General features: G+C 63.4%; 17 protein-coding genes. 2 read left to right on the top strand and 15 right to left on the bottom strand.

From position 1 onward, the window contains the following. Nucleotides 1–46: 46 nt before the first annotated feature. Genes M2432_RS00995 through M2432_RS00940 form a run of 12 tightly spaced genes read right to left on the bottom strand, consistent with a single transcriptional unit; the run spans nucleotide 47 to nucleotide 11,719 of the window. Nucleotides 47–820: a hypothetical protein gene (locus M2432_RS00995; protein WP_280824868.1), complete on the bottom strand. Its 774-nt coding sequence runs from the start codon at nucleotides 818–820 to the stop codon at nucleotides 47–49. A 13-nt stretch (nucleotides 821–833) separates the two neighbouring features. After that, entirely contained in the window at nucleotides 834–1,478 is a 645-nt protein-coding gene (locus tag M2432_RS00990) for an Mce protein (protein ID WP_280824867.1), read from the bottom strand. Then, complete coding sequence (locus M2432_RS00985) at nucleotides 1,475–2,113, bottom strand: Mce protein (protein WP_280824866.1); 639 nt, start codon at nucleotides 2,111–2,113, stop codon at nucleotides 1,475–1,477. The genes M2432_RS00990 and M2432_RS00985 overlap by 4 nt, the downstream gene beginning before the upstream one ends. A gap of 27 nt (nucleotides 2,114–2,140) precedes the next feature. Next, the gene (locus tag M2432_RS00980) at nucleotides 2,141–3,400 is read right to left on the bottom strand and encodes an MlaD family protein (protein WP_280824865.1); all 1,260 of its coding nucleotides are present in this window, start codon (nucleotides 3,398–3,400) and stop codon (nucleotides 2,141–2,143) included. Next, the gene (locus M2432_RS00975; RefSeq protein ID WP_280824864.1) at nucleotides 3,397–4,527 is read right to left on the bottom strand and encodes an MlaD family protein; all 1,131 of its coding nucleotides are present in this window, start codon (nucleotides 4,525–4,527) and stop codon (nucleotides 3,397–3,399) included. The genes M2432_RS00980 and M2432_RS00975 overlap by 4 nt, the downstream gene beginning before the upstream one ends. Continuing rightward, entirely contained in the window at nucleotides 4,524–5,705 is a 1,182-nt protein-coding gene (locus M2432_RS00970) for an MCE family protein (RefSeq protein ID WP_280824863.1), read from the bottom strand. The genes M2432_RS00975 and M2432_RS00970 overlap by 4 nt, the downstream gene beginning before the upstream one ends. After that, nucleotides 5,702–6,760 carry an MCE family protein gene (locus M2432_RS00965; RefSeq protein WP_280824862.1) on the bottom strand — a complete coding sequence of 353 codons (1,059 nt, stop codon included), beginning with the start codon at nucleotides 6,758–6,760 and terminating at the stop codon, nucleotides 5,702–5,704. The genes M2432_RS00970 and M2432_RS00965 overlap by 4 nt, the downstream gene beginning before the upstream one ends. Then, nucleotides 6,757–7,806: an MlaD family protein gene (locus tag M2432_RS00960; RefSeq protein ID WP_280824861.1), complete on the bottom strand. Its 1,050-nt coding sequence runs from the start codon at nucleotides 7,804–7,806 to the stop codon at nucleotides 6,757–6,759. The genes M2432_RS00965 and M2432_RS00960 overlap by 4 nt, the downstream gene beginning before the upstream one ends. After that, the gene (locus M2432_RS00955; protein ID WP_280824860.1) at nucleotides 7,803–9,353 is read right to left on the bottom strand and encodes an MCE family protein; all 1,551 of its coding nucleotides are present in this window, start codon (nucleotides 9,351–9,353) and stop codon (nucleotides 7,803–7,805) included. Before M2432_RS00955 ends, M2432_RS00960 begins: the two co-directional genes overlap by 4 nt. After that, nucleotides 9,353–10,210 carry an ABC transporter permease gene (locus M2432_RS00950; RefSeq protein WP_280824859.1) on the bottom strand — a complete coding sequence of 286 codons (858 nt, stop codon included), beginning with the start codon at nucleotides 10,208–10,210 and terminating at the stop codon, nucleotides 9,353–9,355. Before M2432_RS00950 ends, M2432_RS00955 begins: the two co-directional genes overlap by 1 nt. Nucleotide 10,211: 1 nt before the next feature. Continuing rightward, the gene (locus tag M2432_RS00945; RefSeq protein WP_280824858.1) at nucleotides 10,212–11,075 is read right to left on the bottom strand and encodes an ABC transporter permease; all 864 of its coding nucleotides are present in this window, start codon (nucleotides 11,073–11,075) and stop codon (nucleotides 10,212–10,214) included. After that, a complete protein-coding gene (locus M2432_RS00940; protein WP_348536289.1) occupies nucleotides 11,072–11,719 on the bottom strand; it encodes a TetR/AcrR family transcriptional regulator in 648 nt (215 codons plus the stop codon). The genes M2432_RS00945 and M2432_RS00940 overlap by 4 nt, the downstream gene beginning before the upstream one ends. Before the next feature lie 258 nt (nucleotides 11,720–11,977). Between M2432_RS00940 and M2432_RS00935 the strand changes: the two genes are divergently transcribed. Next, entirely contained in the window at nucleotides 11,978–12,775 is a 798-nt protein-coding gene (locus tag M2432_RS00935; protein ID WP_280824856.1) for a crotonase/enoyl-CoA hydratase family protein, read from the top strand. On the opposite strand, the gene M2432_RS00930 is transcribed toward M2432_RS00935, so the two are convergent. Then, on the bottom strand, nucleotides 12,709–13,890 hold the full coding sequence (locus M2432_RS00930; RefSeq protein WP_280824855.1) for a hypothetical protein: 1,182 nt from the start codon (nucleotides 13,888–13,890) through the stop codon (nucleotides 12,709–12,711). The genes M2432_RS00935 and M2432_RS00930 overlap by 67 nt on opposite strands. Nucleotides 13,891–14,161: 271 nt before the next feature. Here M2432_RS00930 and M2432_RS00925 point away from each other — a divergent pair, with 271 nt between their 5' ends. Further along, nucleotides 14,162–14,458, top strand: coding sequence for a hypothetical protein (locus M2432_RS00925; protein ID WP_280824854.1), 297 nt, complete (start codon nucleotides 14,162–14,164; stop codon nucleotides 14,456–14,458). 14 nt (nucleotides 14,459–14,472) lie between these two features. Here M2432_RS00925 and M2432_RS00920 read toward each other — a convergent pair whose 3' ends face one another. Both M2432_RS00920 and M2432_RS00915 read right to left on the bottom strand, forming a co-directional pair. After that, entirely contained in the window at nucleotides 14,473–15,225 is a 753-nt protein-coding gene (locus tag M2432_RS00920; protein ID WP_348536288.1) for a hypothetical protein, read from the bottom strand. 37 nt (nucleotides 15,226–15,262) lie between these two features. After that, nucleotides 15,263–15,982, bottom strand: coding sequence for a hypothetical protein (locus M2432_RS00915; RefSeq protein WP_280824852.1), 720 nt, complete (start codon nucleotides 15,980–15,982; stop codon nucleotides 15,263–15,265). Nucleotide 15,983 lies beyond the last annotated feature (1 nt).

Genomic DNA, 15,983 nt, shown 5'->3' with positions numbered 1-15,983 from the left:
CGGGCCGCGGCCGGAGACACTTGACGCTCGGTGGCGGGTGGCGGCGTCACCCGCCGTACTGTGGCTTCAACTGCCCGGCCAGGGAGGTCAGCGGCACATTGGCCACCACCACACCACCATCCATCGACCACGTGATCCGGTCACGCGGCCTGGGGTTTTCACTCGTCATGGGTTGATCGGGCATGTACAGCCGCAGTGAATCGCCGGTCAGAGCGAACGCGCGGTAATTGCCCGAATAGCCGGGACCGTCGTTATCCGGCTGGAACTCCTCGACGGTGAAGGGATAGGTGCCCGGCGTGTGCGGTGGCGCGGCGGCGTCGAGTACCGGCGGTAAAATCGGCGCCGCAGCCGCCGAAACCGCTTGGTTCGCATTGATTCCCGGCCGGAACAAGTCCGGCAGGTACAACCGCCGTCCGGAGTTCATGTCGAACACGAAGGATCGGAAGGCATTGTTGGCTTGGATGCCGAACGGCTCGAAGAGCTCGTGCACGACAATCGACTGCACCCCGCCGGGACCGGGAATGATCTCGTAGTCGGCGGTGGCGCTGCTGTCGCGAGGTGTGGTGTTGCCGGTGTTGCGCCAGCCGTTGAATAGCCGGGTGTAGTAGTCGCGCAACACCGGGCCGGCCGTCGGATTGTCCATCAGCTGCGGCGGAAGCCTCAGGGACAGCAGCATTTCCGCCTCGCGCTGGGACTTGATCACCGCGGTGCAGGTCGAACCGTCCCAGGCTCCGCCGAGTTGGGTGCAGAAACCGTCGACCGCCGCATTGGCGCTTGGCGCACCGATCAGGCCGGTGATCGCGACGGCTGTGCTGACCATCGCGGCCAAGCCCCTACTTCGCACCCTTGCCATCCGATCCGGCCAGCAGCACCGTGGCGGCCAGCCACCTGTTGTCCACCTTGCGCATCGTGATCGACACGCTGATGAAGTCGGTCCGGGGCTGCGGCTCGACAGAACTGGTGACCACCTGCTTCACCGACAACAGCACATCCACGTCGTCGCCGTGCACCCCCTTGGCTGCGCCGTCGATGACGGTGCCGACGGTGGTTACCTTGTTGTCGATCAACATCTTTCGCATCTGCGCCGCGGCCTTGCTATAGGCGTCCTTGAATTCGCCTGTGGCGCCGCCGATGACGTCGGCGAAGTTCTTGTCGATCGTCTGCTGATCTGTGGTGGTCAGCGTGATGGCGTACGCGCGCGCCGCATCCAATGCCTGAGCCTCCTCGGCGTCACGGTGATGCTGCGCAAAGACCAACCAGCCCAGGGTCGCGGCAGTCGCCGCGAGCACCACGACCAGTGCGCCGGCCGCCCAGCAGAGGCTGCGTCGGACCCGATAGGTGCGGGGCTCTGATGCTGCGGCCTCCTCAGCGAGCGGCTCGGCGGTGGCTTCGGCGGCGGTCGATTCGGCGGTCACCTCAGGGCCATCCTCAGCGACGTCCGCGCTGTCGACCGTTGCCTCAGATTCCTTGGTGGTCATAGGATTTCGACCTTGCTGGCCAACCAACGACCGCCGGACTTCTGCATGGTCATGTCGATGCGGTTGCGGTCGATCCGCGGGCTGGGGTTGGCCGCATTGGTGATCGACTGATCGACGAACAACAGCACCTCCACCTGGTCCGGGGTTGCGGATTTCACCGCAGCCGCGACCACGATGCCGGTGCCGGACGCCTTGTTGTCGATCAGCACCTGCCGCAACTGGTTGGCACCTTGGCTGTACGCATCCTTGAATTCGCCGGTGGCTCCGTCGAGTGATTTGCGGTAGTTGTCGTCAATGTTCTTGGCGTCCAACGTGGTCAGCACCACCGCGTAGTCCTTGGCGGCCTGCAGCGCCGCCTCGCTCGCCGTGGCGACCTGGTATTGCTCATATTGGCGCCACCCCAGGAATCCCAAGGCACCGACCAACACCGAGAACAGCAATCCGCATGCCACTGCGGCCAGGCCGATCCGCCGCCGCTTCGGTGCGGGCGCAGCCGCTTCAGTTGCGTCCGTCGCGTCGGACTCGTCATTGGCTGTGGCGTCCGGATCGACCGACGGTTCGGTCGGTTCGGCTTCCTCGGTCTCGGCATCACGTAGTTGCTCGAATACATCGGCATTGGCAGTTCGTTTACTCATCACATCTCGCGTATCTCGTGGACCCGGTCAGTTCGGCATAGGCACCGGCATCGTCGGGCCTCCGTATGGAGTTTGAATGGTGTAAGGCGGGTAATTCGGCGTCTTGTCGGTCACCGCATGCGGGTCATATCCCGGTGGTGGCCCCGCGGTATCGTCACCCGGCGGCCGTGGCGCGTTGCGAGCGCCGCGAACCAACACCGCAGGATCCTGGTTGTCACAGTAGGTGTATTTGTACGGCTCGGGGAAACTTGCGTCACTCGGCACGCCCTTGGGCAGGTTGTAGTCACACCGGTACCTGGGATAGATGTCTGCCAGCGCCCAGATGCCACCGTCGTGAACCGGGGCGAATAACCGGTCGATGTACCGATCGCGGTCAGGTCGCCACAGGTATTGCAACGCCGGAACCCGCTCATAGACAATTTGCGACACCGTGGTCAGGTTGCCCAGCAGCTGCACCACGTTCTGTCGGTTGTCGGCGATCAAGTTGTCCAGCGAAGCCAGTTGTGGTTCGCCCCGGTCGACCAGGGTCCGGAATCCACCGTCCATCCGGTTCACGCCGCCCAGTACCTGCGCCGCTTCCTTTGTGGTGTCCCGCAATCCGGGTCCGACGTCGGCGACGGTGGAGAACACCACCCTGGTGCTGCGGATCATGCTCATGGTCTCGGGCAACACCGAGTCCACCGTGTTGGCCAGCAGAGTGGCCCCGTCCAGGAGTGCGGCAAGCTTGCGCGGCCCGTCCTTGGTGACGTGCAACTCGTTGAACATCTTGCCAAGCTTGTCGGCGTCAAGCTGAGCAAGCGCGCCGCGGCTGTGATCGATGATGTGCGGCAAGGTAATCGGGATGCTCGCCTGCTTGCCCGAGATGACCGCGCCATCGGTCAGATACGGCCCGTTGCCGTGGTCCGGCCGAAAGTCCAGGTACTGCTCCCCCGCCGCGGACAGCCCCGAGACCCGCACCGGGCTGTCGGCCGGGATGCGGGCCGACGAATCGATGGAGGCGACGGCTTCCACACCGTGGTCGGTGAGGTTCACCGCCGCGACATGGCCGATCGGGATGCCGCGCAACGTGACGTCCTGATTGGTCAGCAGGCCACCTGATTCGGGCAGCATGATCCGAACCGCGATGGTCCGGTGCAGTGGGTTGAACCGCAGGCCGTAGATGGCGATGTACCCGAAGGCAACCAGAGCCGTGAGACCCAGACCCACCAAGGACAGCAACACTTTTCGGCTGGCCACCGCCTTGACGACTCGAATGACCAACGACACCAACGCATTCAGCGCGTTCATCGGGTGCGGTCCGGCCCGTAGATCCGGCCCAACAGCAGACCCCACTCGTACCGCAGGCTGCCGATCAGCAGATGCCAGTCGGTGCCGTCGGGTCCGTGGATGCCCGGATCGCCCGCATAGTTCTTGTCCGGCAGGGCACCGATCGCAATCTTCGAGAGTTCCGCATCCAGGTGGATCGACGTGGAATTCGTGGATTTGACCATGACGGCGATCAACCGATTGAACGCATTGAGCGAGATGTCCGGATCCATGGCGATCTCGTTGAAGACCTGCGACAGATTGTTCACGTCGACCGCGACGCTGCGGGTGTCTGTGCCCTGCAGCGACGGGAACTTCGACAGCTGCCGGCTGATCCGCGCGACGTTGTCCACCACATCCATGAGCCGGGTGGTGTTGTCCGAGATCACGGCCAACGCCGGAGCACCAGCGGACAGTGCGGTGTCGATGCTCTGCTGATGTCCGGCGATCTCAGCTGCCATGTTCGAAGTGCTGCGCAGCGTGGCATCCAATTGCTTTGTGCGCGAGGTCATCTTGGCCAGGAACTCATTGGTCTCCGAGATCAGTCCGGCCAGTTTCTCGCCGCGCCCGCCGACCGCCCGGCCCGCACCATTGACGTCGGTGGTCAGCGCCCGGATGGCACCACCATTGACCAACATGGCCAGCGAATTGAGCAGTTCCTCGACGGTCGGCGCCGCCGCAGTCGACTCCAGCGGGATGGTGTCACCGCCACGAAGCAGCGGAGCGTGATCGGCCGTCGGCTGATCAGCAGGCGGACGAATCTGCACGAATACGTCGCCCAGCGGTGTGGCCGAACGCAATTCGGCGGTACTGCCTACCGGCAAGGGCACATCCTGCCGAATCCGCATATGCACGTGCGCGGTGAAGTCGTCAGCGCTGATCGAGGTGACCTCCCCGATATCCGCCCCGTACAAACGAACTTTCGCCTTCGACGGCAGATTCAGCGCGTCCGAGAACACCGCAGTCAAGCCATAAGTCGACCCGCCCGAACCCGGGGAAGGCAATGGCACACTGTCCAGTCCGGTAGCACAGCCAGTGAGCAGCAGGGCACTTCCGAGGGCAATACCCCAGCGCGCACCACGCAAGGCAGACGTCAGCTTGCTCTTCATCGGCCCGGCCCCCCGGTCGCGGCCGGCGCAGTCGATGTTCCGGGCTTGGGTGGTTCCCCCTGGCCCGACGGGCCAATGCCATTGGCCATCAGGTCCATCATCGAGGTCAATCCGAAGTCAGGGCCGTAGTCCTGCAATGTTCCTGTCGCGCAACCGAGTTGCTTCAGACTCATGAGGCTGCAGAGTTGCTTGTTCAACGTGTTGTTCGCCAGCATCTTGTCCGTCAGCAAATGCGCCCGGATGCTGCCGCCCACGGGGTCGACCACGTTGTAGAAATTGTCGAGGGCCAACGGCAACACGTCCAGGGTCTCCTGCAACTCCCGCTTGTCGTCCGCCAACGACTTGGCGACGGTATTGGCGTCGCCGAAGGCATCGCGGAGCTGGTCACGGTGCCGATCGAGCAGGTCACTGACTTCCTTGAGCATCTCGTTGGCCTTGGCGCCGGTGCGCCCCGTGCCCAGGTTCTGATCGGCCAGGATGCCACTCAATTGGTGCACGTTGGAACCGAATGCGCGAATGGCGCTGTCGTTGTCGGCGGCAGACGCGGTCAGCTCCGAGACGCTGCGAATGATCTCCTGCAGATTCTGCTGAGTTCTGGCGCCGCCGTCTGCCCCGACCTTGAGGGCCTGCGACAGTTTGTCCAGCGTCGACTTGATCTGTTCACTGTTGTTGGAGCTGATCTGCGAGCCGAGGTTCACCAGATCACCAAGGGGCCCGCCGCCGTTGGCATCACCTCGCAGCGCAGTGCCGAGCTTGTCGATCGTCGATAGGGTCTTGTCGAATTCGACCGGCGTGCGGGTGTTTCCCAACCCGATCAGATCACCGTCGCGCAACGTGGGACCGCTGCGGTACGGCGGGGTCAACTCGATGTGCCGGTCGGTGAGGACTGATGCGGAAACGGTGGCAGCCGTGACATCGGCGGGCACCGGGACCTTGCGATCGATGTCCATGACGACTTCGACGTAGCCTCCCTTGGATTCGACCTTCGTGACCTTGCCGACCTGCATGCCCAGCACCGATACCGCGTTGCCGCTGTACAAGCCGACCGCGTCTTGGAAGTGCGCCGTGACGGTGATGTTGCGGTGCCAGAATCGCGGCACTGCAATGGCGACCACGGCTACCACCGCCGCGGCCGCCACGACGGCAACTGCGGCAATTGCCATGGCGCGCTTACTCATTTGCAGTCCTTGAAGTACTCGACGAGGTTGAACTGCCTGGCCCGACCACTGATCGCGCACATCCAGGAATCCACCATCACGCCGGCCGGCAGCGTCAGGTCAGCCGAATTGCCGCTACCGGTGGCATTGGCGATGTTTCGTGCCGCGAGGGGCGCGGACTGCAGGATGCTGCGTACCAGTGCGTCATGATCAGCGAGCAACTTGGCGAATTCGTGCAGGTTGTTGATCAGTGCATCCAGTTGCGGCTCGTCGGCCAGGATGGTGTGGACGCGGTCGACCAGTAGCGTGACGCCGTCGAAGAATCGCTGCACCGCCGCCCGCCGCCTGGTGATCTCACCCAGAATCTGGTTGCCCTGCAACACCAGCGCACCCAAGTCTGCCTTCTGCCGGTGCAGCAGAGCAGCGATGGTGTCGGCGTTGGTGATGAGGGTGCCCAACTGGTCACGCCGGGACTGGATCACCCCGGCCAACGAATTCAGGTTCGTCAGCGCCTGCGGCAATGCATCCGGCACGCCCTGCAGGATGCCGCTCATCACCCGAACCGACTCTGCGATCTGGTCGGCATCCAACGGCCCCAGCGTGCGCGTGGCGCCCTCGAGGGTCTTCTGCAGGTCGAAGGGCACCTCTGTGTGGCTCAATTCGATTGTGCTGCCCGGTAATTGACCGGCGCCGGCCGGCCTTAGCTCCACATAGCGAGCACCGAGAATGGTGGTGAGCTTGATCGCCGCGCGAGTATCGTTGCCCAGCTTGACTTTCTTGTCCGCGGTGAAGGTAACCACAACATGGTCACCGGCAAGCTTGACGTCCTTCACCGAGCCCACCGGGATACCCGCGACGGTTACCGCATTGCCCGACGTGATTGCAGCGGCCTGGGCGAATTGGGCCGTGTACTGCTTCTTGCCGAAATCGAGCACGCTGACCAACACCACGGCCGCGACCACTATGACGATGACGACCAACCCGATGGCCCCGAGTAGAACCTTGTTGTAGTCCTCCAGCACACGCTTTCGGCCACCCGCCACCTGGTCAGGACGCAGCTTGCCAAGGATGCTCATCGGCACACTGCCGAATGCCACACTTCGTTGCCATTGCCCGGAGTGGCGGCAATGACGAACGCGCGGAACCAGTTGAGCAGCCCACGCCACAGGGCGAAATCCAGATCGCACGCGTAAACGTTGCTGTAGCTGCCTTCCTGGGTTATCCGCGCGAGCCCCTTGAGCATCAACGGCAAATTGCTCATCGCAAAGCCCAGTCGCGCCCTGCCGTCGGTCACGCTGTATTTCAAAAAGCCTGGGTCACGTTCGATGAACTGCTGGACATCCGGGGTGATCGTGTTGACGATCTGAGACAACCGCTGCACATTCGCGGTGATGGACCCGGTAGAAGCGACCAGATCCTCCCGCCGAGAGTTCAAGGAGGACAACGACGTCGAACTCTCCTGCAGCATGGCCTCCAGGTTGGTGCTCTGCTTGGCCAGGGTCACCATCAGCTTGTCCAGGTTGATGATCAAGTCGCCCAGCGCCGCATCCGGACCAGCCAAGGTCTGGGTCAGCGTCGAAGCCTGAGTGGTCAAGGTCAACAGCGAACCCTGGTTGCCCTGGAAGGCCTGAATGATGGCGTTGGTCAGGTTGTCCACCTCTTTGGGATCCAGTTCGGTGAACAGCGGCTCAAAACCATTGAGCATGTACGAGATGTCGAACGAGGCATTGGTGCGCTGTTCGGGAATCTGTGCTCCCACAGGGAGTTTGCGTCGCTCCCCCGGCCCCTGCGCCAGACCCAGATAGCGCTGACCGATGATGTTCTGGTAGGTCACCGAGGCCAGCGTGTTTGTGTAGAGCGTCTGGTTGCTGTGCACCCGGAAGCTGACCTTGGCCTGATTGTTGCCCGTCAATTCGATGCCGTCGACCCGGCCGACCCGCACGCCGGCCACCCGTACGTCGTCACCTTCGACCAGACCTGACACATCGGTGAAGATGGCCGAATAGCTGGCTGTCGGCCCAGATACGTTGCGCTGCAAGGTGGCGTACACCATCCAGGTCACCGCAACCGAGAACACCAGGAACACGGTCAAGCCGATGACGGTGATGCGTTTGAGCCTCATCGCTGCCCCCCACCGGTCTGCCCGCCTGAGGCGGAGCTGGGCACCGGAGTAATCTGCACCTCGGTGCCGCGGGTGACCGGACCGAGAAGCAGTTCAGTAGCGGAAGTGGCTGGGCCGCCGACGATCTGACTCAATTGGTCCTTCTCCATCTGGCTGCCCACCGGCCCGACGGTGCCGCCGTACAGCGGCGCCGACTGCTGCTGCACCGGCGCAGGCGCTCCGAGCGGTGGGGCGGCTTCGGCCGGCAGCGGCGGACCGGCCGGAGCCACAGGTGCGGACGCTGGCGCACCTTGAGGTGCCGGCGGTGCATTGGGGTCCGGTGGTGGTCCCGGGAAGTCTGGTACGACCGGCACCGAGAAACGCGGAGGCGCGTAGTTGGGGCGGTTCTCGGTGACCCACGGCGGCGTACCCATACCCATGGTCCCCAAACCGGGTTTGAGGTCGGCTGCGGTGGGCGTCTCCGGGGCGGTCCGGCAGCTGGGACCTTCCATCGCGCCGTACCGCGGGCAGTCCGCCCTGGTGTATTCCCGCGACGGATTGATCGAGATGGCCGTCTTCAAGACCAGCAGGTTGGTCACCGGATTCCAGCCCTCGTCGTATATCTTGTTGGCTAGTGTCTGCAATCGCGTTGAGATGCTGTGGAATTCGCCGGCGTGATCGGCCAACACCCCCAGGGCCGGCGTCAGACCGGTGCTGACCTGGATCAGCCGGTCCGTCTGGTGATCGAACGCGTCTGCCAGCGTTCCGGTGGTGCGCAGACCGCCGCTGAGGAAGTTGGTGAGTTGCGACCGTTTTTCGGCGAAGGTGCGCAGCGGCTGCACCGAGCTGTCCAGCGCTGCGAACAGATCAGGCGAAGTCACCCGTAAACTGTCCGCCGCGTCCTTCAGTGCGGACAACGTCGTCGGCTCCGAATCATCAGAAGCGACCACCGAATTCAACTGGCGCATAACCCTGTTGAGGTCGCCCCCGGCGTCGGTGAGCTTCTGTCCCCTACCATGGGTGGCCTCGGACAGTGCCGCGAAGACGCCGACACTGTTCGAATCAGGTCCCTGCCCAACGGCTTTGAGCAACTGGCGGAGCTTGGCCAGCACGTTCTGGAACAACACCGTCGGCAGAGTCTGATCCTCGCTGATCACATCACCGGTACGGATCGGACGGGCGCCATGGCCGTTGTCCACCAGTTGGACCGCTGACACCGCGAAGATGTTGGCCGGCACCACCCGGGCCGTCACCGTGCTGGGTATCTGCGTTGCGAACTGCGGCTGGATGTCGACGTGCACGACGTTCGGCTGGCCATGCTGAGAAGGGGTGATACCGGCGACCGTGCCGACGATCACGCCACGGAACTTGATGTCGGACCGCTGAGGCAACCCGTCACCGATGTTGATCAGCTTCAGGTCCACCCGCACGAAATCGTCCAGCAGGCCTTGAGATTTGGCGACCATCAGCACGGCGGACAGAGCCGCGACCACCACGCAGCACAACCCGATGATGCCCAGCTTGCGGTCGCTCGAGCCGCGCGGGTCATTATCGAAGGAATTGCCCATCAGCCACCGAACCTCGCGCCACTGATGACGCCCCACAACGCCATGGTGAGCAGCATGTTGACGATCACCACGGTGGTGACGCTGGCGCGCATCGCCCGCCCGGCCGCCACACCCACGCCGGCCGGACCACCCGAGGCGAAATATCCGTAGTAGCTCTGGATGGTTGATGAGATGAACACGAACACAACAGCTTTGATGGTCGCGAACACTACGTCGCGACCCTCCAAGAACAGACCGAAATAGTGCAGATAGGTACCGGTGGACTGACCGGCCACCACGCTGACCAACTGGCACGACAGGTAGGCCAGGGCCAGCGACGCCAAGAAGAGCGGAACCACCGCGATCACCGAGGCCACCACCCGAGTGGACACCAGATACGCAACCGAGTTGATGCCCATGCTGTCCAGTGCATCGATCTCGTCATTGATCCGCATTGCCCCGAGTTGCGCGGTGAACCGGCAACCGGCCTGGGCGATGAAGGCCATCGCGATCATCACGGGCGCCAGTTCACGGGTGGTGGCGAACGACGAGACCAAACCGGTGGCCGGCCCCAACCCCAACAGCTTCAGAGCGTTGTACGCCTCGACCGCGACCAACGCCCCCGCGGTGATGCCAAGCACAGCGGCGACATTGAGGGTGCCGCCGCCGACCACGATGGAGCCGTTGCCCCAGGTGATGTCCGACAGCAAGCGCAGCAGTTCCTTACGGTAGCGCAACCACATGGTCGGGATGGCCAGTACTACCTTGCCGAAGAACTCGACCAGGTGACCGGTGCGTCCGGTAACTTTGAGCAGACCGTTGCCGGCCCGCGCGAAAGGCCGCAGCAGCCCCGGGGCGAATGTTGACGGTGCGGCCATATCAGATCGTCTGCTTCGGGAACACCACGACGTACAGCTGGCTCATGACGACGTTGACGATCATCATCAACAACACCGACTCCACCACCGCAGCATTGACCGAGTTGGCCACACCGGCCGGGCCGCCGCGGGTGTCCAGACCTTTGTGGCAGCTGATCACCGCCACGATCACACCGAAGACGACCGCTTTGACCAGCGCCAGCAGCAGGTCGCCGACGGTGCTGAAAGACGAGAACGTCGCGATGAAGGATCCAGGGGTTCCGTTCTGCAGATAAACATTGAACATATAGCTCGCCAGATAGCCGACGAAGCTGGTGACGCCGGTCAGTAGCACTCCGATGAGCACCAGTGCGGCCAGCCGCGGAACGACCAGCCGCTGAATCGGGGACACGCCCATGACCTCCATGGCCTGGATCTCCTCGCGCATGGTGCGCGAACCGAGGTCGGCACAGACCGCCGAGCCGACCGCGGTGGCCAATAGCAATGACGCCACCAGTGGGGCGCCCTGACGGATCACCACCAGACCGGTGGCCGCACCCGATAGCGATGCCGCACCTATCTGCCCGGCCAACAACGCGAACTGGATGGACAACGTCACGCTGATTGGGATGGTCACCAAAACCGTTGGGGCAAAAGCAGTTCCGGCCATGAATGCAGCCTGGTCCAAGAATTCACGAAAGTTGAAGCGGCCCTTGACAATGTCGAGGAACAGGTACTGCAACGCGCGCAGTCCGAGCACGATCTGACCACCGGCGGTGTTCAGTGAGGCGATCGGGTGGTTCTGCAGGTACCGCCGAACCCAGTCGATGGCCTCACCGATGGAATCGCGACCGGCCGTTCCCCCGGACTGGACGTTGTCCGTCATCGCGTCGGTCCGCTTGAGTCCTCGGGCAGCCATTCGGCGGCGATGCCACGAACCACCAGGTCCGTGGTTGCTCGTGTCTGCGTCACCAAGCTCTCCCGCTCAGGCTTCTGCCCGTGGCGCAGTGCGATCCCGAATGGAATCGCCACGATCGATTCGGCGGTGCCGTGAACGTCGATGTCAGAACGGAGGTAAGCATGGTCGATACCGTCACGCAGCATCGCCGACAGTGCCCGCACTCCGCCATCGAACATGCGGTGAAATTCCTCGGTCATCTGTTGGTCGACGCCTGCAGCCTCGACCACGATCAACTGCAGCAGCCGCGGCTCTTCGGCGAGCACGTCGGTGTAGGCCATGCCGACAGCCAACACGTACTCGCGGAATTCTGCGATCGAGGACAGGCTGCCCGGCTTGGCTTCGCCGATAGCAGTAAGCAAGCGGCCGTTGACGCGGCACACGGCCTGCTCGATGATGTCGCGCTTGTTGGCGAAGTACCGGTAGAACATCGAATGACCCGCGCCGAGCCGCTTGGCGATATGGCTGATCGAGGTCTGGTGATAGCCCCGGATTGCGAACTCGGCCAGGGCCGCGTCGATCACTTCTTCCCGCACCAGCTCAGCACGCCTGGCACGGTGGCGATCGGCCATCGTCGCGTGCGCCTCCCCTGTCACGTGGAGCACAGTAACGCAGCCATTCCGTTTGGCGTCACGTTATTCACAAAACGGAATGCATTGTCGCAAACGCAAATGACCTGGCCCGTCCCGTTGCCAGGATCGAATGTTGGGACTGATGCTGGAGCGTATGCCTGGCGCCTCCTCAACGTGCGGTGTTTGACGTGTTCACATAGCGAGTTCACATCTGGGAACCCAGGATTGGCCCTACCCACGCGGCGTTATTCTGGCGCCATGTCTCAGCAGCGGATCACCGTCGAGGTTCGGGACGGCATCGCTTACGCGACGTTGAACCGGTCGGACAAGATGAACAGTCTGGACCTGCCGATGTTGGAAGCACTGGCGTCGGTGCCCGCTCGGATCGCTCGCGACAGGTCCGTGCGGGTGGTCATCCTGCGCGGTGACGGCGCGGCCTTCTGCACCGGGCTCGACTTCGCGGGGGCCAAAATGTCTGGGTTTTCTGCTGTCCGCAATTTCAGCAAGCTGCCCGGCTCGACCAACCTGTTCCAGAAGGCCTGCTGGGCCTGGCGCTGCATGCCTGTTCCGGTGATAGCGGTATTGCACGGGCACTGCTACGGCGGCGGGTTGCAGTTGGCCCTGGCCGCCGACTTCCGAATCGCCACATCCGACTGCAAGTTGTCGATCATGGAAGCCCGTTGGGGCCTGATCCCGGACATGACCGGATCGGTGACGTTGCGCGAACTGGTGCCAATGGACGTGCTGAAGAAACTGACGATGACCGCCGAGGTGTTCTCCGGGTCTGACGCGTTGGGTTACCACTTGGTGACCTCGGTGGCGACCGATCCCCTTGCCGCCGCTATGGAATTGGCCGCTCAGCTCAAGGAGCGGTCGCCGGATGCGCTGGCAGCTACGAAGAAACTGTTCCATTCGACGTGGACTTCAGCGCCCGGCCGAGCGTTCTGGGCGGAGTCGGTGCTCCAACTGCGGCTGTTGCGTGGGGCCAATCATCGCTTGGCACGCAAGGCTGGGCGGGATGGCAAGCCGTCGTGGGAGCCACGGACGTTTAGCTGACCGTGCCCGTTGACGCTCGGTGTCACGTTGAAGCTCCGCGTCACGTTGAAGCTCGGGGTGACGGTCGTCGTCGGCTTCGGCCCCGGGTTTGATACGGGCGTCGTCGCCAGCGCCGACTTCGGTACCACCACCGGCTTTGGTACCACGAAGAATTGCCCGCCTCGGTGCGACAAAGTCGACGACGAGGTCGGGTGGGTCGTCACCGGTGCCAACACTGTCGCCTGGGGCTGTATCTGAGTCTTGACTGCCGACGTCGGCGTCGTCGTCGTCAGCACGGCCGGGGTCACGACAGGCGCAGCTTGCGCTGCGGCACGGACATTGTTGATCGCGGTGGTGATCGCGTTCGCGATGACGGTGCCGACTGCGATCACCACTTTGACGGCGGTCGTAGCCCCGGCGGCCAGTGCGGCGATCGGATCGCCTGTCGCCGCCAACGTCTGTGCCATCGCGTTCGGCACCTGGAACACGCCGGCAAGTACGTCATTGAATGCCGGGAAGATCACGGCGGCAACAACATTGATGGCCTGGATGACGGCAACCTGAAACACGCCGTGCGGCATGACGGTCGGGGTGGGGTTGGGCACAAACGGGGCGTTCAGCGCATCGAATGTATCCTGCCGCGCCTGCTGGATAGCAGCCAAGATCGCCGTCGGCCCGCCGGCTGCGGCCGGAATGATGTTGAGCAGTCCGATCACGCCGACCTCAAATGCGTTCAATGCGCGCTGCGCAGGTATCGCAGCGTCGGCTGCTATCGCCGTCTCCGCGGCGGTATCGGTTGGGCCGGTCACCGATGCGGCGGCCACACCGATCGCCTTGAGCAGGCCGTCGGTCGGCAACGCGGTCAAGAACACCTGCGGCGCCTGTATTGCAGTGTCGACAGCCGTGGTGGCGGTTTGCACCAACAGCGGGCAGATGATCGAACAGTAAACGGTCTGGTTGCGCAGGAAGCTGGTGATCAGACCGCCCGGCGGAACCATCGCCGCCAAACGGATTTCCCGCTCCACGGTCGCCGGTGCGGCGATCTGCGATACGGGCACGGTCGCGAGGCCGGTCGCCGCGGCGACGGCAACCGAAGCGGCCACTGCGTTGACTCGTAGGCATACGGACATCGACATGGCGCCCCCTTGTCGTGGCGAGTGATGAAGGTGTCACGAGGCCGGGGTGCGGTTGGTTCAATCCGATGTCGGTCGGGATCCATCGGACGACCGCTATCGGACGGGCGGAACGAATGCCGGCCCGCCAGCCGTTCACCACAATAACGCACCGCTTGTTTACTTCTGTTCCCCTACGAATTCACTGCACATGCCTTTGCAGGTGGCTAGTGTCGGTTTCATCAGGCAGGTGCCTGGCCGGGCTCCTGCGCGAGCGAGGGAAGCCGGAAGCGAGATGACCGTTACCCACACCGAACACGCTGACCACCAACACGTCCATGGTGAAGGCTGTGGACACGTTGCGGTCCCACATGGTGACCACGTGGACTACGTCCATGACGGGCACCTTCACAAGGCCCACGGCGGACATTTCGACGAGTGCGAAGCCAGTGGGCACACCACCCACGAGAACCATGACCATACCCATGGCGAAGGCTGTGGCCATGTCGCGGTGCCTCACGGTGACCACGTCGACTACATCCACGATGGTTGTCGTCACGCAGCGCACGAGGGTCACTACGACGAGCACTAGGTTGGCTTGAACCGCTAAGCGCCTGGACCCCAGCGCCGAACCGAAATACGTTGGGCATCAGGCCAAATAGCGTTGGCGGCCGGTGACGCGCAGAAGGTGTCCTCGGCCTGGCGGATGCTCATGTCGACCGCATGGAGGCCGTCTTCCTGGTGGGCGCGGCAATTGACGGTCAACACCCGGTGAGTGTTCGGGTCCACGTCCTCGGCTTCGATGGTCAGCACCACGACCAGCGTGTAGCCGGCTCCGGTCGGCAGATAGAACGTGAGGTCTCGGCTGTCCAGCGCACCGCTGTTGGTCACCAAATAGCCATCGCCACTGGGATATACGGCCTGCCCGACCATTTGAGTGCGTTCGTAATGGAGGCGGTCGCCCGGAGCGCGCCATACCGAGAAGCGGTTGTTCGGGCTGCCGTTCAATACGTTCTGTGAGATCGGGATGATCAGCTCGTCGCGGCCGTCACCGTCGATGTCCTGCAGTCCGACGCCCCCCGGGGCCGAGGGCTCCAGTAACTCATCGATCGTTTGCACCACCTCACCCGACGGGTCTCTCACGGTAACCTTCACCGCCCGAGGCCGGGGCAACTCCGGCACGCTCCAGTACCGCACCTCGAAATCGAGTGTGCCGGAATGTAAGTGGCAGTCCACTTGCGGCGCTGTGGCGTGCGGGGTGATCACCGCACCGGTCTGCGGGCACGGCGGCAGAGCTGTGTCAGCGGCCGCGGTGGGGCACGGCGGACAACCGGTGCCCGCCAGCGCCATCGCCATCATGGCGACCACCCGCGACAACCGGTTCACGTTGGCGCGCCTACCGTTTCGGTGCAGGTGCGGCAGGAGCGTGCGGGAGCTGAGGCGCCGGGAGCTGCTGCTCGACGGGTGGGTGATCGCCGGTCTTGGGGCCGATGTCAGTCACCTGCCAGCCATTGCCTGCCCTGTTCACGGTGACCTGCAGCAGGATGATCGACACCTTGGGCGTCGGGTTCTGCAGGTTGCGAGTGGTCTGATGCGCCGACACAACAACCTGATAGCTGCCGTCAGGGACTGCGACCGGGTCGGTGGCCAGCACCTCACCGGTTGAGGTGACCTGCGCATCGAGCATCACGGCTTTGAGCAGCTCGCCGGCGTTGACATATTTGTCTTTGAGTTGCTGCGACACACCGTCTTCGACCGAACGGAAGAACGCGTCAGGGTCTTCGAAGCTGTAGGTCAGTGACTTCAGCGCGTACTCCTTGGCGATCTGCGCCGCAGCGTCGCGATCAGTTTGGGCGCGACGCATCTCCGCGAGTTGGCCGGTCACCTGGTGGTATTTCATGAAGCCGAAGACGCCACCGCCGATCAGCGCCACCGCCAAAACCACTGTCGCCCATAGCCAGGGACTGGCCGAACGGAAACGCTGCATGAGTGAGCGGCTGGGCGGTGCATCGGATGTGTCGACCTTCTCGGCCTTGTCTGTCTCGACAGCGTTGTCCGCCGCCTCAACCACAGTGTCGTCCACTTTTTCGTCGTCAATGACGATGGTGTCGGTCATA

Source organism: Mycobacterium sp. OTB74 (genome assembly GCF_029892685.1).
Taxonomy (GTDB): Bacteria; Actinomycetota; Actinomycetes; order Mycobacteriales; family Mycobacteriaceae; genus Mycobacterium.
Note: the sequence above shows the minus strand (reverse complement) of the source record. Positions and strands in the feature narration are given on the sequence as shown.